General features: G+C 62.2%; 26 protein-coding genes and 1 pseudogene. 21 read left to right on the top strand and 6 right to left on the bottom strand.

Translation table 11 applies throughout. The annotated features are described in order from the left end of the window. From G3O00_RS43485 to G3O00_RS24920, 9 genes and pseudogenes are all read left to right on the top strand, one after another. Positions 1-175, top strand: a pseudogene (locus tag G3O00_RS43485) (hypothetical protein); the annotation flags it as partial. A gap of 12 nt (positions 176-187) precedes the next feature. Next, on the top strand, positions 188-355 hold the full coding sequence (locus tag G3O00_RS43490) for an RHS domain-containing protein (protein ID WP_346779000.1): 168 nt from the start codon (positions 188-190) through the stop codon (positions 353-355). A 245-nt stretch (positions 356-600) separates the two neighbouring features. After that, complete coding sequence (locus G3O00_RS24895; protein ID WP_206144606.1) at positions 601-1,212, top strand: hypothetical protein; 612 nt, start codon at positions 601-603, stop codon at positions 1,210-1,212. Positions 1,213-1,701: 489 nt separating this feature from the next. Continuing rightward, a complete protein-coding gene (locus G3O00_RS24900; protein WP_206144607.1) occupies positions 1,702-2,130 on the top strand; it encodes an NTF2 fold immunity protein in 429 nt (142 codons plus the stop codon). Positions 2,131-2,236: 106 nt separating this feature from the next. After that, complete coding sequence (locus G3O00_RS24905) at positions 2,237-2,620, top strand: hypothetical protein (RefSeq protein ID WP_206144608.1); 384 nt, start codon at positions 2,237-2,239, stop codon at positions 2,618-2,620. 156 nt (positions 2,621-2,776) lie between these two features. Continuing rightward, positions 2,777-3,472, top strand: coding sequence for an RHS domain-containing protein (locus tag G3O00_RS24910; protein ID WP_346778998.1), 696 nt, complete (start codon positions 2,777-2,779; stop codon positions 3,470-3,472). Between the two features lie 7 nt (positions 3,473-3,479). Next, positions 3,480-3,983, top strand: a complete 504-nt coding sequence (locus tag G3O00_RS44150) for an RHS repeat-associated core domain-containing protein (protein ID WP_346778999.1) — start codon at positions 3,480-3,482, stop codon at positions 3,981-3,983. Between the two features lie 11 nt (positions 3,984-3,994). After that, positions 3,995-4,471, top strand: a complete 477-nt coding sequence (locus tag G3O00_RS24915; protein WP_206144609.1) for a hypothetical protein — start codon at positions 3,995-3,997, stop codon at positions 4,469-4,471. A 246-nt stretch (positions 4,472-4,717) separates the two neighbouring features. Then, positions 4,718-4,990: a hypothetical protein gene (locus G3O00_RS24920; RefSeq protein WP_206144610.1), complete on the top strand. Its 273-nt coding sequence runs from the start codon at positions 4,718-4,720 to the stop codon at positions 4,988-4,990. Between the two features lie 249 nt (positions 4,991-5,239). On the opposite strand, the gene G3O00_RS24925 is transcribed toward G3O00_RS24920, so the two are convergent. Then, the gene (locus tag G3O00_RS24925; protein ID WP_206144611.1) at positions 5,240-5,866 is read right to left on the bottom strand and encodes a hypothetical protein; all 627 of its coding nucleotides are present in this window, start codon (positions 5,864-5,866) and stop codon (positions 5,240-5,242) included. 811 nt (positions 5,867-6,677) lie between these two features. On the opposite strand from G3O00_RS24925, the gene G3O00_RS24930 reads away from it, so the two are divergent. The 5 genes from G3O00_RS24930 to G3O00_RS24950 all read left to right on the top strand — a co-directional run bounded on the left by G3O00_RS24930 (position 6,678) and on the right by G3O00_RS24950 (position 11,660). Further along, positions 6,678-7,796: a branched-chain amino acid ABC transporter substrate-binding protein gene (locus G3O00_RS24930; RefSeq protein ID WP_006480712.1), complete on the top strand. Its 1,119-nt coding sequence runs from the start codon at positions 6,678-6,680 to the stop codon at positions 7,794-7,796. 183 nt (positions 7,797-7,979) lie between these two features. After that, complete coding sequence (livH, locus tag G3O00_RS24935) at positions 7,980-8,906, top strand: high-affinity branched-chain amino acid ABC transporter permease LivH (protein ID WP_041493199.1); 927 nt, start codon at positions 7,980-7,982, stop codon at positions 8,904-8,906. Between the two features lie 11 nt (positions 8,907-8,917). Beyond that, positions 8,918-10,189: a high-affinity branched-chain amino acid ABC transporter permease LivM gene (locus G3O00_RS24940; protein ID WP_011354261.1), complete on the top strand. Its 1,272-nt coding sequence runs from the start codon at positions 8,918-8,920 to the stop codon at positions 10,187-10,189. Next, positions 10,186-10,959 (top strand): high-affinity branched-chain amino acid ABC transporter ATP-binding protein LivG, encoded by a 774-nt coding sequence (livG, locus tag G3O00_RS24945; RefSeq protein ID WP_174931334.1) that lies wholly within the window; start codon positions 10,186-10,188, stop codon positions 10,957-10,959. The genes G3O00_RS24940 and livG overlap by 4 nt, the downstream gene beginning before the upstream one ends. Next, positions 10,959-11,660: an ABC transporter ATP-binding protein gene (locus G3O00_RS24950; RefSeq protein ID WP_174931335.1), complete on the top strand. Its 702-nt coding sequence runs from the start codon at positions 10,959-10,961 to the stop codon at positions 11,658-11,660. The genes livG and G3O00_RS24950 overlap by 1 nt, the downstream gene beginning before the upstream one ends. Positions 11,661-11,742: 82 nt before the next feature. Here G3O00_RS24950 and G3O00_RS24955 read toward each other — a convergent pair whose 3' ends face one another. Next, on the bottom strand, positions 11,743-12,597 hold the full coding sequence (locus tag G3O00_RS24955) for a LysR substrate-binding domain-containing protein (protein WP_174931336.1): 855 nt from the start codon (positions 12,595-12,597) through the stop codon (positions 11,743-11,745). Positions 12,598-12,729: 132 nt separating this feature from the next. On the opposite strand from G3O00_RS24955, the gene G3O00_RS24960 reads away from it, so the two are divergent. The 4 genes from G3O00_RS24960 (at position 12,730) to G3O00_RS24975 (ending at position 16,080) form a co-directional block, all read left to right on the top strand. Further along, positions 12,730-13,710, top strand: a complete 981-nt coding sequence (locus tag G3O00_RS24960) for a hypothetical protein (protein ID WP_011354265.1) — start codon at positions 12,730-12,732, stop codon at positions 13,708-13,710. A gap of 29 nt (positions 13,711-13,739) precedes the next feature. Further along, positions 13,740-14,726 (top strand): 2OG-Fe(II) oxygenase, encoded by a 987-nt coding sequence (locus tag G3O00_RS24965; protein ID WP_206144612.1) that lies wholly within the window; start codon positions 13,740-13,742, stop codon positions 14,724-14,726. Positions 14,727-14,739: 13 nt separating this feature from the next. Further along, a complete protein-coding gene (locus G3O00_RS24970) occupies positions 14,740-15,663 on the top strand; it encodes a DMT family transporter (protein ID WP_206144613.1) in 924 nt (307 codons plus the stop codon). 66 nt (positions 15,664-15,729) lie between these two features. Next, the gene (locus G3O00_RS24975; protein WP_206144614.1) at positions 15,730-16,080 is read left to right on the top strand and encodes a VOC family protein; all 351 of its coding nucleotides are present in this window, start codon (positions 15,730-15,732) and stop codon (positions 16,078-16,080) included. Between the two features lie 130 nt (positions 16,081-16,210). On the opposite strand, the gene G3O00_RS24980 is transcribed toward G3O00_RS24975, so the two are convergent. Then, on the bottom strand, positions 16,211-17,188 hold the full coding sequence (locus tag G3O00_RS24980; RefSeq protein WP_206144615.1) for an AraC family transcriptional regulator: 978 nt from the start codon (positions 17,186-17,188) through the stop codon (positions 16,211-16,213). Between the two features lie 45 nt (positions 17,189-17,233). Here G3O00_RS24980 and G3O00_RS24985 point away from each other — a divergent pair, with 45 nt between their 5' ends. Beyond that, positions 17,234-17,983, top strand: a complete 750-nt coding sequence (locus tag G3O00_RS24985; RefSeq protein WP_206144616.1) for an SDR family oxidoreductase — start codon at positions 17,234-17,236, stop codon at positions 17,981-17,983. A gap of 292 nt (positions 17,984-18,275) precedes the next feature. Here G3O00_RS24985 and G3O00_RS24990 read toward each other — a convergent pair whose 3' ends face one another. After that, positions 18,276-18,548, bottom strand: coding sequence for a DUF4148 domain-containing protein (locus G3O00_RS24990; protein WP_174931345.1), 273 nt, complete (start codon positions 18,546-18,548; stop codon positions 18,276-18,278). Positions 18,549-19,111: 563 nt separating this feature from the next. On the opposite strand from G3O00_RS24990, the gene G3O00_RS24995 reads away from it, so the two are divergent. Beyond that, positions 19,112-20,194, top strand: a complete 1,083-nt coding sequence (locus tag G3O00_RS24995) for a LuxR C-terminal-related transcriptional regulator (RefSeq protein ID WP_206144617.1) — start codon at positions 19,112-19,114, stop codon at positions 20,192-20,194. 35 nt (positions 20,195-20,229) lie between these two features. On the opposite strand, the gene G3O00_RS25000 is transcribed toward G3O00_RS24995, so the two are convergent. Continuing rightward, entirely contained in the window at positions 20,230-21,531 is a 1,302-nt protein-coding gene (locus G3O00_RS25000) for an aspartate aminotransferase family protein (RefSeq protein WP_174931346.1), read from the bottom strand. A gap of 86 nt (positions 21,532-21,617) precedes the next feature. On the opposite strand from G3O00_RS25000, the gene G3O00_RS25005 reads away from it, so the two are divergent. Further along, complete coding sequence (locus G3O00_RS25005) at positions 21,618-22,502, top strand: LysR family transcriptional regulator (RefSeq protein WP_206144618.1); 885 nt, start codon at positions 21,618-21,620, stop codon at positions 22,500-22,502. A gap of 25 nt (positions 22,503-22,527) precedes the next feature. Here the strand turns inward: G3O00_RS25005 and G3O00_RS25010 are convergent. Continuing rightward, the coding region (locus tag G3O00_RS25010; RefSeq protein ID WP_206144619.1) for a chorismate-binding protein at positions 22,528-23,063 on the bottom strand (536 nt) is incomplete at its 5' end.

Below are 23,063 nucleotides of genomic sequence, written 5' to 3' on the forward strand. Positions count from 1 at the left end.
GCTGCTGGAGCCGACGGTGATCGCCGCGCTGTACGAAGCGTCGCAGGCCGGCGTCAAGGTCGAACTGATCGTGCGCGGCGTCTGCGCGCTGAAGCCCGGCGTGCCGGGGCTGTCGGAAAACATCACCGTACGCTCGATCGTCGGCCGCTTCCTCGAGCACCACCGGATCTACTATCTCCACAACGACGTGTCGGGGTTGCCGGAGGAACTGACCAACGCCGAGGGCGAGTTGATTTGGCAGGCTCGTCACGAGGTTTGGGGCAATGCGGTGCAGGAGGAGTGGATTGCGTGGGCTCTGCAGCAATCGGTGCCGGAATCCCGCGCATTGGCGTCGTTAGCCGCCGCCTTACCCTGATCGATCCGCGCCAGCGGCACATAGCTGTTGGACTCATACAAGTACGTCAGCGCTTCCTCGCCCTGACGGTCGTGGTCCATCGAATACGGTTGATGGAATTGGTGGCGGGGTAATTACGCCGTCAGCGGGAAAGGCCGGGCAGTTCGAGATCGCAACTGGCAACAAAGACATAGGGGAGGTGCTTGGGGCGCGTGACACTTCTTATGATGCAACATTCCATGTGCTGAAATATTGAGGCGTGCAAGATGAGTGTGGAATTAAAGAAATTTTTTGAAAAGAGGTTGCAGGAAACTATCAGGGAAAATATTGGCGAGAGTGGTGTAAAAGTGTCGAGGGGTGAGATTCTTGTTGGTCAGGAAGGGGAGGGTAGTGGGCGTATTGGATTCCGGTTTCTGAAGAATGCTAATGGTTATATTCTTTCTGCCGCTGCTGATTCTCGTGAGCTACAGGATTTTTATAAAAACAGCAATCCACCATACAAGCCGAAAATACCGACAGGTCTTGTTTTTGCGATGAATACATCCATGGAAACGGTAAAGTCGTTCTCTCCTAATGTCGGTGGTGCAGTTGACCTTCCGCGGAATGAGATGGAGGTTGAATCGACGTGCCGATGGATATGCGAAAAGGTGGCGAATATTTATTTGCCTAGGATGGTCAATGTGGTGGGGGGTAAGCCCGGGCTGATTCGCGATGTAATGGAGAATCCTGGCTACTATTCATATCCATTTTTGACCATCGTTTTTGCGGCGAAGAAAAATGGTATTGGAGTGGGTGAGCTTGATGTTGATTTTATTCTGAGTAAGAAAATATCTTTTAATAAATCGTTTGATGGAGATTTTATGAAGATTAATCTTTAGAGTGTAATTCTGGTGATCTCGGGGTGGGTAAAATTGATCGATAAAAATCCATAAAAATTCGCAATATCCTGCCCCGATCTCTTCGAGCGGAGGGTGCGACTTGTATGCATACGCGCTCGCCCGGTTGTCCTGAGTCGATCCGTTGGGGTGAGCAGCGTCTCGTTTATCGGATGGAAGTTGGTCGGCGGATACGCCCTTGCCTAATGATGGCGCACAGTCACGTAATATCTTTTAGTTCGGGTATCGGTGGCATCGAACGACTTCGGAGAATTTCGGATAAGTGCTTCAGCATCAATGAAAGAAGGGGCTGCCATATTAGATGAAAATTATAATCCCTATGCTTTGATGCGACTCGTAGCACAGCTCAAGGACGTGAGCACGCAATTCATCTACGGTAACGGAGGTACACGACCGACGCAGATTTCCTATGATGTTCTGCAAGGTGGGTAGAAGGTCGTGAGTGCAATATTTAACAACTAAGAGTGCATCATGGTAGATGAAGAATTGAAGCAGGCTCGGAGTGCCTTGAAGGCATTTTTTTCTGAAATGAATCAGTGGGAGACTCGGTTCTACTGGGCCAAGCAGAATGCTTTGCTAGAGCATCTAGATACGGAGGGCGTTGACAAGGAGGGGCGTAGTGATTTAATCGAGATTATTAATAGGTGGGCGTTTCCGGATAAGGCGAACGAGGGGCGTTTAATTGACCTTGGTTGTACTTCGCCACCGTCATACGATCCAGAGAGTGATGTAGAGGAGAGCGCTGAAATGGAAGGTGGGGTAGCAATTTTTACCATTCGCCAGACGACAGGGCTGCAAAATCAATTCCGCTTCACATTGAAGCGTCAAGATGGAGGGTGGAGAATCAAGAAGAAGGAGCTTCTCAATTTTAAGGATAAGTGGCAGCGATCAGTTTTGTAGCCATGCCTCACGTTGGTTACGAGGCGGTTGGTCTGGTCGAGCTACTGACTGGATGCAGCACCAAATTTCAAACCAATATTTGTGAACACTCAACTGGAGAGGAATCATGGGTGCGTGGGGTTTTGAACCATGGGGAAACGATGAGTCAGTGAGTTGGTTTTCGAAATTCATCAAAAGCTGCAATCTGACCATGGTAAAAGATAGTTTTGATAATTTCAACGAAGCGGACGAAGTTAAATGCGAACAAATCAGGGCGGCATGTTATATTTTACAGTTTTTGGCAAAACCTTATATTTGGCAGCAGGACGAAAAAAATGGAGATGCAAAAAAACTTCTTGAGAGAGGTATAGAAATTCTTGGAAATATGATAAATCCACCAAATTCAAAATGGACATTCTTGGAAATGTGGGATTCTGAAGATGGAATTATCAGGTCGGTTGAAAGTCAGATTTTCGAATTAAAAAAATGTCTTTCCGAATGGAAGGCTTGAAGTCTAAAAAGTGACGCGCTGCTGGCCAAGCAGTGGCAGTATGAGGCGGCGGGCGACGTCGTCCAGAAGCGCGATCAGCGCTACGGGACGACGAACTACAGTTACGACGCAACCAGCCGCATTGAGCAGGCGACGGGGCCAGGCCAGCCGTCCGAGGTGTTCCGCTGGGATGCCGCCGCGAACCTGGTATCGAGCGACCACCCGGGCGGCTACGTCGAACACAACCGGCTCAGGATGTTCGAGGACAAGCGCTTTGAGTATGACGCGTACGGGCGGCTCGTGCGCAAGCTGAGCGGCCACGGCCCCGCCAAAGAGCAGACGCTCGAATACGACGACTGGAATCAGCTGAAGACCGTCGTGACGAAGGACCGGCTCGGCGTGTCGACCACGCACTTCGAATACGACGCGTTCGGCCGTCGAATCCGCAAGCTCAATGGCAGCTATACGAGCAGGGATTTCCTATGGGACGGTATGCGGCTCGTGCAGGAGATCTATCACGATCGACTCGGCGAAGAGGCGCTGACGTACCTATACGAGCCGGACAGCTATGTACCGCTCGCGCGGATCGATCAGGCGGCGCCCGCGGCGAACGATGACGATGCGCGTGACACCGTCTACTATTTCCATAACGACGTGTCGGGGTTGCCCGAAGGGCTGACCGACGTCGACGGCGAACTGGTCTGGCAGACTCGCTACAAGGTATGGGGCAACGCAGTTCAGGAGGAATGGATCGCGCGAGCGCCGCAGCGGCCGGCGCCGGCGTGGGGCGAAGTGCAGGCGGCGGATCCGGTCCCGACGGATGTGCCTCGGCCGCAGAACCTGCGCTTCCAGGGGCAGTATCTGGACCAGTGAGACTGGGTTGCACTACAACACGTTCCGGTTCTACGATCCTGACATCAGGCAATTTATCAGTCCGGATCCAATCGGGTTGATGGGCGGAACTAACCTCTATCACTCTGCGCGAAACCCGATCTCGTGGATTGATCCGTTCGGGCTGTCCCCATGCTTAACCAAGTCCACGCCAGAATCATTTGAGGACTGGGTGGCGCGCAGTCGTGGCAAGGCCGATGTGTACCCGAGAGGTGCAGAGGGACAAGAACCTAATTATGTAGGGATAGCAAAAGATCCGTCTACACGGCACGCGAAAAACCGTGGTTATGACCTCGACTTGCTTACAGATCAGACGGGGCAGCTTCCGAGAAATCAGGCGAGATCAATTGAGCAGGCGATAATTTATGCAAAGCGCGGCGAATTTAAGAATATTGATAACAGTATTGATCCGAACCGCTCTTTGTATAACGATGCTGTAGCATGGGGTCGAAATTGGTTGCGGGATAACGGATTGGGGCATCTGCTCGAATGAGGCAAGTGAAAATGAAGGAAGTGATTAATCTCCTGGAAGGTGGGAAAAAAGCCAGGCCGGAGAAAGGGGATTTATTCGTCACGCATATGAGGGGAATTGGGTTCATACCAGGTCTCGTGGTGAAGGATGATTTCAAATATGGCTCAGAGGAGCTTTGTATAATTTATCTGTACAACGAGATTTCGGCTGAGAAGAATTATAAATTCACATTGGATAAGAATAATTTGATTGTGCCGCCTGCTCTTGTCGCAACGATGGACTGGAGGGCGAAGGGAGGGTTTGAGAATGTCGGGCGCCTGCGTGAATCGGATATGAATATTTTCCAGAATCACTGCTTTTATGACCGGTTAAGGAGGCGCTGTGTTGATAATAATGGCGAGGTGTGTGAGAAATTCGAGCCGTGTGGGATTCGTGCGATTTCAAATATCGGTGCGGAAGCTATAGATATTTATCGTAAATTAAATCCAGATGTTGAGATTGTTGAGTAATTGCGGATTCGACGAAGTAAAAATTGAAGCGCTATCGGACGAGGTGACATGGTACTGCGGGAGTATGCGTCGGGGGTTCCATGCAAGTCCTGCAAGGGGGGGGGTGATGCAACCGCTGTCGTAGGCACCGAGGCCTCAGGGCAATGTGACGGCAAGGAGGCGGGGCCATGCCTTGGGGCCTCCTTGGTTGAAGAGGAGAGTTCGCTTGGTATTTTGCATCGAGTAAATGAAGCGGATCGGTTACTCATGAAGAAAGAGTATTTCCACTCCAGAACGGAGTTTCCATGCGGCCTCGGAGAGATTTTTACGGAATTTGTTGATGGTGTCGCGACGCGCCAGATTAGTCGACCCGACAATGGATCTGTCTACGCGTCGTCATCCAGGCACGATTGGAACCCTGATATTGGTTTTTTGCTATTTGACGGGATGAAGGACGAGCTTGAAATCTCGCCACATGACGAAATCAATGAGGAGGATTTCGAGCGTGCCTGGAATGCTGCCGTGGGCAACGTTTCTTAACGAAGTTGGGGTACCCGTGAAAACCACGCTCCCTCAGCCCCGATAAGTCTTATCCGTGTCTGAAGATCGGTGGAGTGTGGCTAATCAACGATGCGTGTTTTGTCTCGGGCCGCAATGTGCAGATCATGATTGGGCCCGACAGGCTGATCATCGCGCAACTGCAAGAGCCAATGTCGCAGGATGCGGCCACGCTGCGTGAAGTCGCGCACCGTGCCGAGTAGGGCAGCCGCCGCCGACCACCTCAACCCATCACCAACCGATATTGCAAGACGACCGCCACGTTCCCGCACCACCGGTAGCCTTGCACTTCGTTCCCGCGCCGTTGTCATAGAACGTCCGCGTTTCCGGTTGCGGCACCGAAGGATCGAACGGATTCGGCGCGCCATGCGGGCCGCGCGGAGCATCGTACGGCCGCTGCGGCGCATACGACCCGCCACTACCAGCTGGCCGTGAGCCGTTAGCGCGCAGATACTCATTCCAGTTCTCCGCGCGCTGTTCATATCCCGGCACTGCGCGACCAAAACTATCGCTCCCACCGGAGCCAAGCGCGACCCGGTTCGACGGCAATACCAAATCAGCCTCGTGCTCAACCGAAGGCGTCGGCGCCACCAGCGCATCGCCCGTCACCCGCAACGGCCGCGTATCAGGCGTATCGAACGGGCTGCGCTCAACCGGCGCTGCGTACTCCAGGCGACCGTGGCCCATCCGCGCCGCATGCCCGTCATCCCGAGCAACAGCCCTACGCTCCGACCGAAACACATTGGCCCCCGCCGACCGATCGGTCAGCGAATCGCGCCCGGAAGCATCGACGGCAGAAACAGAAAGCGCACACGTAATCGCGGCGGCGGCAGAAGAAAAGCGGGAGAGGTGATTCATCAGCGTTCCGAAGCAGGTGATATGCGATGAGAAAAAAACGGCAGATCACTGGCTGGCGGCTGGGCGACGGACGGGCGTCGAAGCGGCCCTGAAGCGACTGCGAGGCGCGGCGTACGCGACTCACAGGAAGGCTGGCTGGATTGCAGAAGCGAATTCGTATTATTTCACGAAAATAACAACCAGCTTCCAAATGTTTAGTTTTGTTTGTAAACAGAAGGACTTACCGCCTCAAGCGAACGCCCCGAGTTGGTGCCCATCCAACTAATCATCAGTTGATTAATTTTCAACGATCAGACCCTTAGCAGCCCGAAAGCACGTCTCACGAAATCAACCATCTCCGAACACCAAGCACAGCAAGGCAACGAGCCAACTCAGCCCACCCCGTAGCAACCCAATTGCACCCCAGGCAAACGTTCTCGCCCGGCCCAAGGTTGCGCCCCAATCGCCACCACCACCCCACAAAACCCTCCGTGTTTTCCCTCGGTCGACCGGCATTTTTGACAGACGATTTAAAAACGCCCATATAATTTCGACTGCCTTGCCAACGGCTGTCGGACCATCCCTCCGAACAAGCGATTTGGCAAGCGGGGCAGGCGAAACGCTTGCGCAATGCAAGACGCATCACGATGTCTTTCCGAACCAGACGTCCCCTTCGGGGACTGCAAGAGCCGGGCCCCGCTACGCAACATTCCGCCGGAGTTCCGTCTTCTATGTGTCTCGGGCGTGTCCCATGTCCTCGCCCCGGGTGCTGTTCGATTGCGCAAGTCATGCCGCCTTTGCCCGTATGACTAACAACATCGAGGAGCTCCTGATGACGCTGTCCCGTCTTACGTCCATTTCCGTCGCCGCCGTGCTGTTCGCCGCCGGCGCCGCCGCCGCGCAAGCGGAAACCGTGAAGATCGCCATCGCTGGTCCGATGAGCGGTTCGGTCGCCCAATACGGCGACATGGTGAAGGCCGGCGCGCTGACCGCGATCGAGCAGATCAACGCAGCCGGCGGTGCGGGCGGCAACAAGTTTGAAGTCGTGATGATGGACGACGCTTGCGAACCGAAGCAGGCCGTCGCCGTCGCCAACAAGATCGTCAGCCAGAAGATCAAGTACGTGATCGGTCACGTGTGCTCGGGTTCGACGATCCCGGCCTCGGACATCTACGAGAACGAAGGCATCGTGATGGTCACGCCGTCGGCCACCGCGCCGCAGCTGACGGAAGGCAAGAAGCGCCACTTCATCTTCCGCACGATCGGCCGTGACGACCAGCAAGGCCCGGCCGCCGCGCACTACATCATCAACAACGTGAAGCCGAAGAAGGTCGCGGTCCTGCACGACAAGCAGTCGTACGGCCAGGGCATCGCGTCGTCGGTCAAGAAGGACCTCGAAGCTGCGAAGATCCCGGTCGTCCTGTTCGAAGGCATCAACGCCGGCGATTCGGACTACTCGGCGATCATCACGAAGCTGAAGTCGCAAGGCGTCGACTTCGTCTACTTCGGCGGCTACCACCCGGAAATGGGCCTGCTGATGCGCCAGGCGCGCGAGCAGGGCGTGAAGGCAACGTTCATGGGGCCTGAAGGCGTGGGCAACAAGGACGTGACGGCGATCGCCGGCCCGGCCTCGGAAGGCATGCTCGTCACGCTGCCGGCCGACTTCTCGGCCGATCCGGCCAACGCGGCACTCGTGAAGGCGTTCGCGGACAAGAAGCGCGACCCGAACGGCCCGTTCCAGATGCCGGCATACGCAGCGGTGAAGATCATCGCCGACTCGATCGCCGGAGCGAAGACGACCGATCCGACCAAGGTCGCCGCGTACATGCACAAGACGACGTTCGACACGCCGATCGGCAAGGTCGCGTATGACGCACAGGGCGACCTGAAGGCGTTCAAGTTCGTCGTGTACACGTGGCACAAGGACGCGACGAAGACCGCCGCCAAGTAACACGGAGTACCCGCCCGCGCACCCGCCCTGTCCGAGACCCGGACGGGGCGGGTGCGTATTGGCTGCGCATCGGCCCAGTGCGCAGCCAACGGGCGGCCCGAGACGACACCGTGCGTTGCGCGCGGCCGAACGCCGTGATCCGGCGACGGCATGCGACACAACGCCAACGGGAGCTTCCCGCACATGACTGACTTCTTTCCGCAATTCGCCCAGCAACTGGTCAACGGCCTGACGCTGGGTGCGATCTATGCGCTGATCGCCATCGGCTATTCGATGGTCTACGGCATCATCGGCATGATCAACTTCGCCCACGGCGAGATCTACATGATCGGCGCCTACGTGGGCCTCGTGACCCTCACTGCAATCGGCATCTCCGCCGGCTATCCGCTGCCGCTCGTGCTCGGCGCCGCGCTGATCGTGTCGGTGATCGTCACCGGCCTGTACGGTTTCGCGGTCGAGCGCGTCGCGTATCGTCCGCTGCGCGGTGGCCCGCGCCTCGTGCCGCTGATCTCCGCGATCGGTATGTCGATCTTCCTGCAGAACTACGTGCAGATCGGCCAGGGCGCACGTGACGTGTCCGTGCCCGTGCTGATCTCCGGCGCGTTCGACATCCATCTCGGTGGCGACTTCGACGTGACCATCCCGTATTCGCGCCTGATGATCGTCTGCGTGACGCTCGTGCTGATGATCGCGCTCACGCTGTTCATCTCGCATTCGCGGATGGGCCGAGCGTGCCGCGCATGCGCCGAGGACATGAAGATGGCGAACCTGCTCGGCATCGACACGAACCGCGTGATCTCGTTCACGTTCGTGCTCGGCGCGATGCTGGCCGCCGTCGGCGGCGTGCTGATCGGCCTGACGATCGGCAAGCTGAACCCGTATATCGGCTTCGTCGCGGGCATCAAGGCGTTTACCGCCGCGGTGCTCGGCGGGATCGGCAGCATCCCGGGCGCGATGCTCGGCGGCGTGCTGCTCGGCCTCGCGGAAACCTTCGCAGCAGGCTACATGCCGGCCGAGTACAAGGACGTCGTCGCGTTCGGCCTGCTCGTGCTGATCCTGCTCTTCCGCCCGACCGGCCTGCTCGGCAAGTCGGACATCGAAAAGGTTTGAGGGAGACGCAGATGAGTCAAGTCATTTCCGTTCGCCGCCCGGCCGCCGACGCTTCGATCGGCCAGGCGCTGAAAAATGCCGTGGCCGCCGCGTTCCTGACGGCGATCCTCACGATTCCGGTGCTCGGCCTGCAGTTGAAGCTCGACGGCTATCAGGTCGTGCTGACGCCGCACTGGCGCCCGGTGTGGATCGCGGTCGCGGCCGTGTTCCTGTTCCAGTTGTTCAAGCCGTGGCTCGTGCGTGCGAAAGCGGCGGTCAAGCTGCCGGCGGTGCCCGCGATGGGCGCGCAGCAGCAGCGCGTGATCATCTGGGTGATGCTCGCGATCGGGTTCGTGTGGCCGTTCTTCGGCTCGCGCGGTGCGGTCGACGTCGCGACGCTCGCGCTGATCTACGTGATCCTCGGCCTCGGGTTGAACATCGTGGTCGGTTTCGCGGGGCTGCTGGATCTCGGCTATGTCGGGTTCTACGCGGTCGGCGGCTATACGTACGCGATGCTGAACCAGTATTTCGGGCTGTCGTTCTGGGAGTGCCTGCCGATCGCGGCCATCGCGGCGGCGACGTTCGGCTTCCTGCTGGGCTTCCCGGTGCTGCGCCTGCGCGGTGACTATCTCGCGATCGTGACGCTCGGCTTCGGCGAAATCATCCGCCTGCTCGCCAACAACCTGACGAGCCTCACCGGTGGCCCGGACGGCATCTCGAGCATTCCGAAGCCGACGGTGTTCGGCTTCGAGATGGCGCGCAGCGCGAGCGTCGAAGGCGCGAAGACCTTCCATGAACTGATCGGGCTGGAATACAGCGGCGAGCACATGGTGATCTTCCTGTACCTGATCGCGCTGGTGCTGGTCTGCTTCACGCTGTTCGTGACGAGCCGCCTGATCCGCATGCCGATGGGCCGTGCGTGGGAAGCGCTGCGCGACGACGAGATCGCGTGCCGTTCGCTGGGCCTGAACCCGACGCGCATCAAGCTGTCGGCGTTCACGCTCGGCGCGGCGTTCGCGGGCATCGGCGGCGCGTTCTTCGCGGCGCGCCAGGGCCTCGTGAATCCTGAATCGTTCACCTTCATCGAATCGGCGCTGATCCTCGCGATCGTCGTGCTCGGCGGGATGGGCTCGCAGCTCGGCGTGATTCTCGCGGCGATCCTGCTGACCGTGCTGCCGGAAGTCGCGCGCGGCTTCGCCGAGTACCGGATGCTGATCTTCGGTCTCGTGATGGTGTTGATGATGATGTGGCGTCCGCAGGGCCTGCTGCCCGCGAGCCGTCCCCACGTGGAGCTGCCGCAATGAGCGCGAATGCAGAACTGTTGAAGGTCGCCGGGCTGCAGATGCGCTTCGGCGGGTTGCTCGCGGTGGACGGGATCGATTTCGACGTGCGTCGCGATGAGGTGTTCGCGATCATCGGGCCGAACGGCGCGGGCAAGACCACGGTGTTCAACTGCGTCGGCGGCTTCTACAAGCCGACCGGCGGCGACGTCGTGCTCGACGGCCACGCGATCGCCGGGCTGCCCAGCCACAAGATCGCGTTGAAGGGCCTGGTGCGCACGTTCCAGAACATCCGCCTGTTCAAGTCGCTGACCGTCGTCGAGAACCTGCTCGTCGCGCAGCATCGCAAGGTGAAGGCGGGGCTGCTGCCGGGCCTGTTCTCGACGCCCGCGTATCGCCGTGCCGAGAAGGAAGCGCTCGAACGCGCGGCCGTGTGGCTCGACCGGATGGGGCTGACGGCGGTGGCCAACCGCCAGGCCGGCACGCTGTCGTACGGGCACCAGCGGCGTCTGGAGATCGCGCGCTGCATGATCACCGAGCCGCGCCTGCTGATGCTCGACGAGCCGGCGGCCGGCCTCAACCCGCAGGAGAAGATCGAGCTGCAGCACCTGATCGACAAGCTGCGCCGCGAGTTCGGTGTATCGGTGCTGCTGATCGAACACGACATGAGTCTCGTGATGGGCGTGTCCGACCGCATCCTCGTGATGGAGCACGGCCGGCCGATCGTGATCGGCACGCCGGAAGCGGTCCGCAACGACCCGCGCGTGATCAAGGCGTATCTGGGGGAAGAGTGATGCTGAAGCTGGAACAGGTCCATACGCACTACGGCGCGGTCGAGGCGCTCGCGGGCGTGTCGATCGAGGTGAACAAGGGCGAGATCGTCACGCTGATCGGCAGCAACGGCGCCGGCAAGACGACGCTGATGATGACCGTGTGCGGCACGCCGCGCGCATCGTCGGGCCGCGTGCTGTTCGAGGGCAAGGACATTACCGCGATGTCGACGCACCAGATCATGCGGCAGGGGATGGCGATCTCGCCGGAAGGGCGGCGCGTGTTCCCGAGCCTGACGGTGCTCGAGAACCTGAAGATGGGCGGCTTCTTCGCGAGCCGTCACGAGATCGACGACGGCATCGAGCACGTGTTCAAGCTGTTTCCGCGCCTGAAGGAGCGCGCGGCGCAGCGGGCCGGCACGATGTCGGGCGGCGAACAGCAGATGCTGGCGATCGGCCGCGCGCTGATGAGCAAGCCGCGTTTGCTGCTGCTCGACGAACCGACGCTCGGCCTCGCGCCGCTCGTGATCGCTCAGATCTTCGACATCATTCGCACGATCCGCGAGGAAGGCGTCACGGTGTTCCTCGTCGAGCAGAACGCGAACAAGGCGCTGGGTGTGGCCGATCGCGGCTACGTGCTCGAAACGGGGCGCGTGGTGCTCGCCGATACGGGCGCGAACCTGCTCGCGAACGACCGGATCAAGCAGGCGTACCTCGGAGGTTGACGCCGAAAGCCGCCGGCCTGCAACGGGCCGGCGGCGCTTCTTTTTTTGCTTGCTCTTGCAAGGCCGGTTCCCGGCCTTGTCTTCACAGTCCGATCCTGAACGTGCTTTTCAGTACGTCGCGCAGATGCAGCGCGGCGCGATTGCTGTCGTCCGTCAGGATGGTGATCAGGTGCGGCGGGAGGTCGGGCAGCACGATCCCGGCGACGTGGCTCGTCAGGTTGCCGGACACGCGATCGTGTTCGATGAGGCCGACCGCGAGGCCGTTGGCGATGCATGCCTCGACCGCCGGCGAGCTGGCGCTTTCGAGCAGCATCCGGTGCGCGATCTTCGCCTTCTTCAGCGCGTTCAGCGCGGTGTCGCGGTACGGGCAGCCCTGCAATTGCACGGCGATCGGCAGCGGCGCGTCGGGATTGAACTTGAAGGTCCGCGCGGCGACCCACACCGGATGGGTCTTGCTGAGCAGCTCGCCGTGCGGCGGCACTTTCTGGACCACGGCGATCGTGATGTCCAGCTGGCCGCGCGAGAACAGCGACTGCAGCTCTTCGCTGGAGCGCGCTTCGACGGTCAGCTCGAGCAGCGGCCGGTCGGCGGCGAAGCGCGGCAGGAATTCCGCCATGAAGTGCGCGGCGTACGAATCGGGGATGCCGAGCCGCAGCTTGCCGGTCAGTATCTGCGGCGACAGCGATTCGACGAGCCGGTCGTGGCTCAGCAGGAACTCGGTGGTGTCGCTGAGCAGCTTGTGGCCGTACTGCGTGAGTTCGACGGCCTGGTTGTTCCGCGTAAACAAGCGCTGCGCAACCATTTCCTCGAGCTTCTGAATCTGCGCGGTGACCGACGACGGGCTGCGATTCACATGAGCGGCCGCATCCTTGAAGCGGCCGAGCTTCGCGACGGCGTGGAAGGTACGCAGCAGGTCGACGTCCAGGGTGCGCGGCATGATTTGGTTTTTCCGAATCAGTGATTCAGGTAATGTCGATTGACGGAATTATTGGGCATCCCATATTCTCGGTCAACAGGCAGACAACGGCAGGCAGCCGGCCGGGCGTTGCACGTATCCGGGGAACGATTCATGTCGATCAACGATTTCGTTGTAGATGCATTGGTGCGGGACAGGAAGCTGAAGGCCGAGTCGGTATGGACGGTCGAGAATCACGAAAAATATTCGACGCTCAAGCACAGCGACGATGACGCGAGGAGAAAGGAAGCAGGGCGCGAGGTGTTCTCGCTGATGCGGAACCTGAACGAGCTGGGCGTGCGGAGCCCCGCGCTGTGCGCGGACCGCGACGGCAACGGTTCGTTGCGCGAAGCGATCGGCAAGTTGAGCGAGCGGCTCGCGACATTGTCGCGCGGCCGCGATGTGCATTACATCGAGCTCGGGCCGGAGCCGGTCAAGACGACCGAACTCGTGAAGGCCGTCAGCGGTGGCGGCCCGGACCATCTGCGCTACACGGCCGTCGACATCAACGAGTCGTCGGAAGACGCGATGCGGCACGCGATCATGCCGTTCCTGAAAACGCCCGGCTGTTTCAACTACATCGCCGACGATTACCGGAACGTGCAATGGAACCACATCGACGTGGGCCAGGACGTGACGTTCATCACGATGCTCGGGTTCCAGGAGGGCAACGAATTGCCGGTGACGATCGGCCGGCTCATCCGCAATCTCGGCGGCAAGTCGACCTACGTCGTGTCGGAGATGCAGTTGCTGGTCGAGGGGCGTGAAGAGCCCATCTACAACTTCTACCAGAACGAGAACATGGTGCGGTTTTCCGAAGTCGTCAGCCGGCAGCAGGGCTTCGAGCCGCTCGGCAAGCACCATGTGTCGATCGTCCGGCTCAATCTGCTCGGCGACCAGTTCCATGTGGCGGTTACGCTGCAGCCCGTTTCGAAAGCCGGGGCCGACGGGCACCTGATCACCAACGTCTGCCTGAAATACACGCCGGAGCAATTCCGCCATGTCCGCCATAGCCACGCCAATTGCCGCGTGATCGACGAGCTGCACAGCGGCGACGGCAGCGTCGTGTACCAGATCGCCCAGTTCAAGGGCTGAATGCCGCAACCACGACAGCGAGGCACGCGATGAACAAGGGAAATGCATTGCCGGTGTTTGCGCGAGGGTTCGATCGGGTGAGGCTGGCGCTGCAGACGTCGCTGTCCGGCGGCGCGAATGTCGACGGTACGCTGGATGCCGTGACGGAACCGATGCGCTGGACGAGCGCCTGCCTGCGTGATGGCTACGAAGTGCGATACCGGCGCAACCTCGACGATCTCGGCTATCGCGATGTACCGATGCGCGGCACGCGCTCGGATGCGCTCAACGCGGTGTGCCATCTTCGCGGCCTGTTTTCGGACGAAGCGGTTCATGCGTTGCGCGAGATCGGCCGCGCGCTGGAACGCAGCGCGTCGAGCAGCAACTGGATCATCTCGAAGCGCGTGCGTGCGGTGACGGAGCGCTCGCGGTTCATCGACGACATGATGCACGACCGCGCGTTCCTGCTGAGGGTGTCGCGTCTGGCCGGTGTGCCGCTGATTCCGTATCCGATGGTCAATGCGCGATCGCAGTTCAACTACTACTACCCGTTGGACCAGCGCGACGGCAAGGAACAGCTGGGCATGTGGCACACCGACGGCACCAGCTTCGTGCTGAATATCGTGCTGTCGGATCGATCCGACTACGAGGGCGGAAACTTTCTGTTCTACGAATCGACGGCGGAGACGTTCGACCGCCACGATCGCGAACGCCGGCATGTGAGGACCGCGAATCTGGACACGGCGGGCGACGCGCTGCTCATCTACGGCAGCAAGCTGTTCCATGGCGTCGAACCGGTCGAGTCGGGGCGCCGCATGTCGCTGGTGCTGTCGTTTCATTGCCCGTATACGCGGGAGGACGACAACGGATTCTGGCATCTCGCGTCGGACGACGGCATCCCGCGCACGATCGTCAACTGGCTGGCGCTGCAGCGCGCGCTCCGGGACGACGCCGAACTGCAGTACCTCCGCCTCGGGCTCGAACCGATTCGCCCCGAGGATCTGGAAGACCAGCGCCTGTCCCCGGCAATTTTCTGAGAGCCGTCGCCCCATGCAGCTATTCCTGCTCCAGCTCGTTTTCGTGTTGTCGTGGAGTTCCGGCTTCATCGGCGCCAAGCTCGGCGCGGAGACGGCCGGTGCGTTCAACCTGCTGTTCTGGCGGTTCCTGCTCGTCACGCTGTGTCTGGCGATCGTCCTCAACCGGCAGCTCGGGCGCCTGACGTGGGAGAAGCTTCGCTATCACGCGGTGATCGGCTTCCTGTCGCAGTTTCTCTACCTGACCTGCGTGTATATCGCGATCCAGCATGGCCTGCCGCCGGGCATTGCCGCGATCGTCGCGGCGTTGCAGCCGCTCATCACCGCGGCGATGACGTCGCTCGAAGGCAGCGAGCGCAGCGGGGCGCGCCAGTGGGCCGGGCTCGTCGTCGGGTTCGTCGGCGTGGGCATCGTGATCGGCGGGCAATACACGCTGCCGGCCGGGTCGGTCGGGCTCGTCATGTACCTGCTGCCGCTGGTGTCGGCGCTGGGGCTGTCGATCGCGACGATCTATCAGCGGCGCCGTGCACTGACGGCCGCGCGCAGCAACGAGGACGGGCTGTTCCTGCCGCTGTTCGTGCAGGGCTGCGTGAGCCTGGTGCTGTTCGCGGCGTGCGGGATCGTCACGGGCAACCTGCATGTGCCGACCCAGCCGAACGTGTGGATCTCCGTCGTGTGGCTGACGGTGTTCTCGACCTTCGTCGCCTACCTGTCGTTGTGGGCGCTGCTCAAGCGCATGCCCGCGACGCGCGTGGCGACCCTCGTCTATCTCGAGCCGCCCGTGACGCTGATGTGGGCCGCGTGGATGTTCGGCGACCGGATCGAAGTGACGACCTATCTCGGCATCGTGGTTGTCGCGGTTGGCGTGTGGCTGGCCGGCAAGCACGTCGAGCGGCCCGCGCGGGCGCGGCGGGCGAACATGGAGGCGGCTGGCCGCTGATGCACTGGTTGCGCGCCCGGTTCCGGTGTAGCGTCGCGGTACTGTCATGTCCCGCGAAGGAACCCGATGAAAGTCAAACGGATCGTCGCCAATGTCGACACCCGATCAGTCGACGACGCAAAGCGCTTCTACCAACGGATCTTCGGCCTCGACCTGTTGATGGATCACGGCTGGATCGCGACCTACGGCAACGCCGAGCAGATGGACGTGCAGATCAGCTTCGCATCGCAGGGCGGATCGGGCACGCCGACGCCCGATCTGTCGATCGAGGTCGACGACGTCGATGAAGCGCTCGCGCGTGTCAATGCGGCCGGGATTCCGGTCGAATACGGCCCGGCTGACGAGCCGTGGGGCGTGCGTAGGTTCTATGTGCGCGATCCGTTCGGCAAGCTGGTCAACGTGCTGGCGCATTGCTGAATCGGCACGCCGGGGCTGCTTGGGCGGCGTTTGCGCATGCAACGCCAGCCCCTTCATGGCCTTTTCCTTCGCCTTCTTCGGCCCGCGCTTTCCGGCACGAGCGGGCCGCGCAGTTCACCACCGAGCTTCATCATGCTTCGTTCGCCGCCGCCTGCTCGTCCCTTGCATATTGCGCAGGCGGCCGCCCGACGTGCCGCGTGAACGCGACGCTAAAGGTGCTCGCCGAACTGTAGCCGACGCGCCCCGCGATCTCGGCGATGCGGCCCTCGTTGCGGCGGAGCAGATCCTTCGCGAGCGCCATGCGCCACGTGAGCAGGTATTCCATCGGCGCGACGCCGACCGCGCGGCTGAAGCGTTCGAAAAAGGTCGAGCGCGACAGCGCGGCTTCTTTCGCCAATTCGACGATCGTCCACGGATGCGCGGGGCGTTCGTGCATGCGGCGGATCGCGGCGGCCAGCCGGCTGTCGGCCAGCCCGCGCACGAGGCCGGGCGACGCGTTCGTGCCGGACGTGAAGCGCAGCGCCTCGATCAGCAGCACTTCCAGCAGGCGCGCCAGCACGATGTCGCGCGCAGGGCGCTGCGCACGCGATTCGTCGCGCACGAGTTGCACGAGCGTGGTCAGCCGCGGTTCGCCGCGTACGTGCACGAATCGGGGCAAGAGCGAAATCAGCAGCGAGGCGTCCGACGAACCGAAGGTGCAGTTGCCGGCCATCATCCGCGTGTCGACCGGGTTGGCGGGATCGCCGATCCGGAATTCGCCGGGGTCGAGCTCGACCGGCGGGGCGGTTTCGACCCCTGGCGCTGGCGGTTCGAGGCTGGACATCGCGACGCCGTACACCGCCGGAATCAGCATGAAATCGCCGGGTAGCAGCTCGATCGGCGCGTGCCCGTCGATCGCGATCCGGCACCCGCCGTCGAGGATCGCGCAATAGAACGGCTCGCCCGCGACCGTGCGGCTGATCGACCAGGGGCTCGCGCCGCGGATGTATTTGGAGTGCTGCGCGCCCGGTTGCAGCAGGGTCACGACTTCGGTCAACGGGTCGATCATTGCCGGACTCTCGCCAATGAAAATCGGATTTTCGATTGTAGCGAATACGGATTCGGCCATCTATCGTACGAACACATGCTCAACACGTCACAGGAGTGAGTTCGCATGAAGACCGTATTGATCACCGGCTGTTCCTCCGGCTTCGGCCTCGAGATTACCCGCTATTTCCTGGCCCGCGACTGGCAGGTCGTCGCGACGATGCGCACGCCGCGCGAGGACGTGTTGCCGCCGTCGGCGCACCTGCGCGTGCTGGCGCTCGATGTCACGAACCCCGACAGCATCCGCGCGGCGATCGACGCCGCTGGCCCGATCGACGTACTCGTCAACAATGCAGGGTTCGGCGCGGCCGCACCGGCCGAGCTGATGCCACTCGACACCGTGCGCGCGCTGTTCGAGACCAACACGATCGGCACGATCGCGGTGACGGAAGCCGTGCTGCCGCAGTTGCGCCGGCGCGGGGCCGGTGTCGTCGTGAACGTCACGTCGAGCGTCACGCTGAAGGTGCTGCCGCTGCTCGCCGCCTACCGCGCCAGCAAGGCGGCGGTCAATGCGTACACCGAATCGGTGGCGCTCGAACTCGAACCGTTCGGCGTGCGTGCGCGTCTCGTGCTACCGGGCCGTGCGCCCGACACGCGTTTCGCCGACAACGCGCGCGCACACATGCACGGCTTCGAGCACGAGGCTTATGCGGAATTTGTCGCGGCGACTTTTGCGCGCCTGGTCGACGAATCCGCGCCGATCACCCATGCGCAGGACGTCGCCGAAGCCGTGTGGCGTGCGGCGACCGATCCGTCGTGCCCGATGCGCATTCCGGCGGGCGCCGATGCCGTAGCGTGGGCGGCCGAAGCGGGCTGAGGCTCGCCGGCATGGACGCAAACCTGCTTGCCGACGACCGGATCAAGCAGGGTTGTTGGCGGGAGTGAGGCGGGATGCCACCGGCTTGAAGCGGGCCGGCGGCGCGGTGGTATGCACGTACGTGCATGCATCACGGACGGATGCGGTCCGTGCGTTTCAGCCGGTTGCGCTCGGCATGAAAGCACGCCGGGCGCGCGTCTGCTCGCTGCCTGTCTATCCGTCGGCCATGCATGGTCGCGCCAAGTTCCCCCACCCGATACACGAGCGACCATGCCGAGCCGGACATCTGCTGCTACTGACCGCCCTCATACAGCTGGTTGAGACGCTGAAGATCCCCCGACTTCTGCATGCGCAGGTATTCCTCCTTGACTTGCGCGCGCGTGAGCCCGGTCGGCCCACCGGCCTGCGTACCGGCGCTGGGCATGCTGCCCATCGACGTCGCGCTGATCGCCGAGTCGGACGGCTTGCTCGACGCTGCCGCGGCGCCGTCGTCCTGTGCCCGGGCGAGCCCCGATGCACCCAACACACAAATGACGGCCAGTGCCGCCTTGACCATGCTCTTCATCGTGACACCTCACATGAAAAGGCCATGCAACCACCACGACGCGGATTCCGTATCGTCCGCGTACGTCGACGTTCCGCATGCGTGCGGCTGCTTGCGGCGCGCTCACCTGCATCGTGATGCGCGACGTGTCGGCATCCGCGGTCGACAGGCCTGCGCCTGTCTGCGCCCGCACGCGTCACGTCGGTCCTCCCCCGGCAATTCCTCAAGGTTTTACGGCGACTGACGCACCGGCCTGCGCAGATTCGCGCGATGGTTCTGTCGCGCGTGTCGAGTCGTCTTGTGCGCGTTTGACTCGCGCATCGTGAATCGGGTCGTTCCGCCGCCATGGCATCGCGCCGGACAAATTCCCCATGCCGAACGCAGGAGTGGGTTCGTCACGCGAATGCAGCCGGAATGGCGAAATGATAGAACCCGCATGCCGGTTTAACGCCCTCTTGAAAGGGGGCAATTGCCGTAGTTGTCATGTGGAATGTCTACACTGCACAGACATCGCGGAGCGTGTGAAGTCGAGCGTCTCGTCGCGGCCCGCGAGCGAATCCGGTGCCTGTTCGAGGAGCGCAGTCATGTCTGACAAACACGTCGCGCTTGCGAGTCATATTCGTCGGCTCTGTTCGCTTGCCGTCGAGCCGCATCTTGTCATTCCTCATGTGATTGAGGCGACCCGGCACATCGTCGGTGCCGATTGGGGCATGTTCTTCTATGCCGACGAACACTACGCCGTGTCGGACGTGTGCAGCGAAAACGAGGTGGTCTACACGCTATTGCCGACGTATTTCGCGAACATCCACAACACGTCCCGGCAGGAGGTGCTGGGCATCACGTTTTCCGATGCGATGCGTCGCGGGCGCGGTTTCGACAACAGCGCGCACTACGACCATGCCTTGCTGGCGAGCGACATGTATGCGGACCTGTGGCGGCCGGTGTCGATGCGCCACTGTCTCGAGCTGACCGCGACGGACGGCACGCGCGGCTGGGGCAGCCTGCTTCTGTCGCGCGCCCCAGGCTGTCGTCCGTTCTCGGAAAAGAATCATCGCGACATTGAACCCGTGGCGCGGCATCTGGCCCATGCGCTGTCGCGGCCCGTGCTGCCCACGCTGCAGGAATCGGAATGCAGCGAGTCCGCGATCATGGTGATCGACGACGATGGCCGGCTCCTGCTGCACAACGCGGACAGCATCCGGATGATGGCGCTCGCGACCGGCGAGCCGCTCGCGTTCTATCATCACGAACGCTTGCCGGACTGGCTCGCGCCGCTGCGGTCGAACCTCAACCGGATCTGGCTCGGCTACCCGGCGCCACCTGCGACGCTCGAGCATCGCAACCATGCGGGGCGTTTCCGCTTCAAGGCCTATCGATGTACCGACGCGGCCGCGTTGCAACGCGATGCCGCGATCGTGATCTACATCGAACACTTTCCGCCGCTCAGGCTGATGGTCGAACGACTCGGTTTCGCGTTCGGCCTGACCGAGCGGCAACGCGAACTCTGTGTGCAACTCGTGCTGGGCCGCTCGCACAGCGAGATTGCGCGCGACTTCGCGCTGCGCGACAGCACGGTCGTCGATCATGTTCGCAAGATCTATCGCCGGCTCAACGTCCACAATCACGACGAATTGCGCAGCGTGTTTCGGGCCGGGCGGCTCGACTAGGTTTCGACGCGTGCGACGCCGCCCGTGGCGTGCCGTTACAGCGCGCGCCGGATCGCCTGCTCGAGCAACGACAACCCGAGATCGATCTCCGCTTCGCTGACGGTCAGCGGCGGCGCGATCCGGAACACGCCGCCCATGCCGGGCAACTGCACGATGTTCATGCTGAGCCCGAGATTCATGCATTCGCGCGTGATCTTCGCGCCGAGCCCGTCCGCCGGTTCCTTCGTGCGGCGATCCTTGACGATCTCGACGCCGAGCAGCAGCCCGCGTCCGCGCACGTCGCCGATGCAGTCGAAGCGTTCCATCAGGTCGAGCAGGCCGCGCCGGAGCCGGTCGCCCATCACGTTGGCCCGTGCGACGAGCCCGTCGCGCTGCACGACGTCCAGCACGCGCAGGCCGACGGCCGCCGGCAACGGGTCCGACACGTGCGTCGTGTAGAACAGGTAGCCGAGTTCGTGCGCGCGTTCCTCGATTGCCGCGGACGTCACGATCGCCGCGAGCGGCAGTCCGGCGCCGAGCGTCTTCGACAGCGTCAGGATGTCGGGCGTCACGCCGTCGTGCTGGCACGCGAACATCGTGCCGGTGCGTCCGACGCCCGTTTGCGCTTCGTCGAGGATCAGCAGCATTCCGCGTTCTTCGCACTTGCGCTTGAGCGCCGCCATATAGCCTTCCGGCAGCTCGATGATCCCGCCCGAGCTGAGGATCGGCTCCGCGATGAACGCCGCGAGGTTGCCGCTCGACTGGCGGTCGATCAGGTCGAACGCATAGTCGAGTTCGGCCAGATAGTCGTAGGTGCCGTTGCGCTCGAAGCGCGGCCGGTACGTGAACGGCGCCGGAATCGCGAACGAGCCGACGGCGGCCGGGCCGACGCCCTTGCGGCCGGCGCTGTACGTGGCCGATGCGGCCGCGCCGGTCATCCCGTGCCACGACTGCGCGAAGCCGACGATCTCGTATTTGCCGGTGACGAGCTTCGCCATCCGGATCGCCGCTTCGTTCGATTCCGCGCCGGTGCTGAGCAACAACGCACGATCGAGCCCCGGCGGCGTCACGTCGGCGAGGCGTGTCGCGAGGTCGACGACCGGCCGCGACAGCATCCCGCTGAACAGGTGGTCGAGCTTGCCCGCGTACTCGCCGATCACGGACACGATCTCCGGATGGCTGTGGCCGAGCACCGCGCTCATCTGGCCCGATGTGAAATCGAGAATCGCGCGGCCGTCCGCGTCGTATACGAAGCTGCCTTTCGCGCGCTCGATGATCAGCGGCTCGAACGTGCCGCCGTAGCGGACCAGGTGCTGCCTGGCGTTGCGCCAGAAGGTCGGGTCGTCGTTCAGGGACATCGGGCGTCTCCAGGCAAGAGGCAAAGGGGCAGGGTGGCGCTTGCAGTCTAGGCCCGTGTCTGGTTTGATGGAAACGAATAGTTCTTATGCAAGGTAGAAAAGGAGCTAATACCTTGGCGCTTTCGCTCGAAATCGACCTGCTGCGCTCGTTCGTCGTGATCGCCGAGGTGCGCGCGCTCAGCCGCGCGGCCGCACGGGTCGGCCGGACCCAGTCCGCGCTCAGCCAGCAGATGAAACGGCTCGAGGAGGTGGTCGACCAGCCGCTGTTCCAGCGCACCGGGCGCGGCGTGGTGCTGACCCATCCGGGCGAGCGGCTGCTCGTGCATGCGCAGCGTATCCTGCGACTGCACGACGAGGCGATGGCCGACCTGTGCGGCACGGGGCTGTCGGGGACGATCCGGTTCGGCTGCCCGGACGATTACGCGGAGGTCTGGCTGCCGTCGCTGCTGCGGCAGTTTTCGAGCCAGCATCCGCAGGCGATCGTCGAAGTCGTCTGCGGGCCGACGCCGCGGCTCATCGAGCAGTTGGAGAAACGCGCGGTCGATCTGGCGATGATTTCATTGCCGGACGACGGCGCGAACGACGACATCATTCGGCGCGAGCAACTGGTCTGGATCGGCTATCCGGGGCTCGAACCCGCGCATTTCGATCCGTTGCCGCTGGCGCTGTCCGATCGCGACACGCTCGATCACCTCGCAGCCTGTGACGCGCTGGATCGTGCCGGGCGCGATTACCGCGTCGCGTATGCGAGCAGCAGTCTCGCGGGGCTGATCGCGCTGGTGCGTTCGGGACAGGCGTTCGCGGTGATGACGCAGACGGCGGTACCGGCCGACCTGGCGATCGTCACCGGCGATCCGCGCTTGCCGCCGTTGCCGGCCGTGGGCATTGCGCTGAAGTTCGATCGCAAGCGGCCGTTGCATCTGACGGCGGCGTTCGCCGACCATATCCGGCTCACGCTGCCGTTGTTGTGATGCGCGCGGCCTGCGCGACGAAGCATCACTCGACCGTCGATGAGGCCGACACGTTTGCCGATCCGCGTGCGTCGGCATCCGCATCCGCCGTTGCATCGCGCACGCGGATCGCCGCCTGCATGCCCGACAACTTCAGTTCGGTTTCCTGATATTCGTTGACCGGCTCGGAATCGGCAACGATACCGCAGCCCGCGAACAGCCGGCACGCGCCGCCATCGACCAGCGCGGAGCGCAACGCGACGATGAAATCGCCATTGCCGTGCGCATCGATCCAGCCGACGGGCGCCGCATACCAGCCGCGATCGAAGCCTTCATGCGCACGGATGTGGTCGAGCGCTTCGGCGCGCGGATGGCCGGCCACCGCCGGCGTCGGGTGCAGTGCCGCGACGACCTGCAGCAACGTCGCGTCCGCCTTCAGCGTCGCGCGGATCGGCGTGCCCAGGTGCTGCAGCCGCGGCAGCCGGTGCAGCGACGGTTGCTCGGGCACGTCGAGCGCGCGTGACAGCGGCGCGAGCGCGGCGCGGATCGCGTCGACGACGAGCGCGTGTTCGAGCCGTTCCT

It is taken from the genome of Burkholderia sp. Ac-20384, from assembly GCF_017104605.1.
Taxonomy (GTDB): Bacteria; Pseudomonadota; Gammaproteobacteria; order Burkholderiales; family Burkholderiaceae; genus Burkholderia; species Burkholderia lata.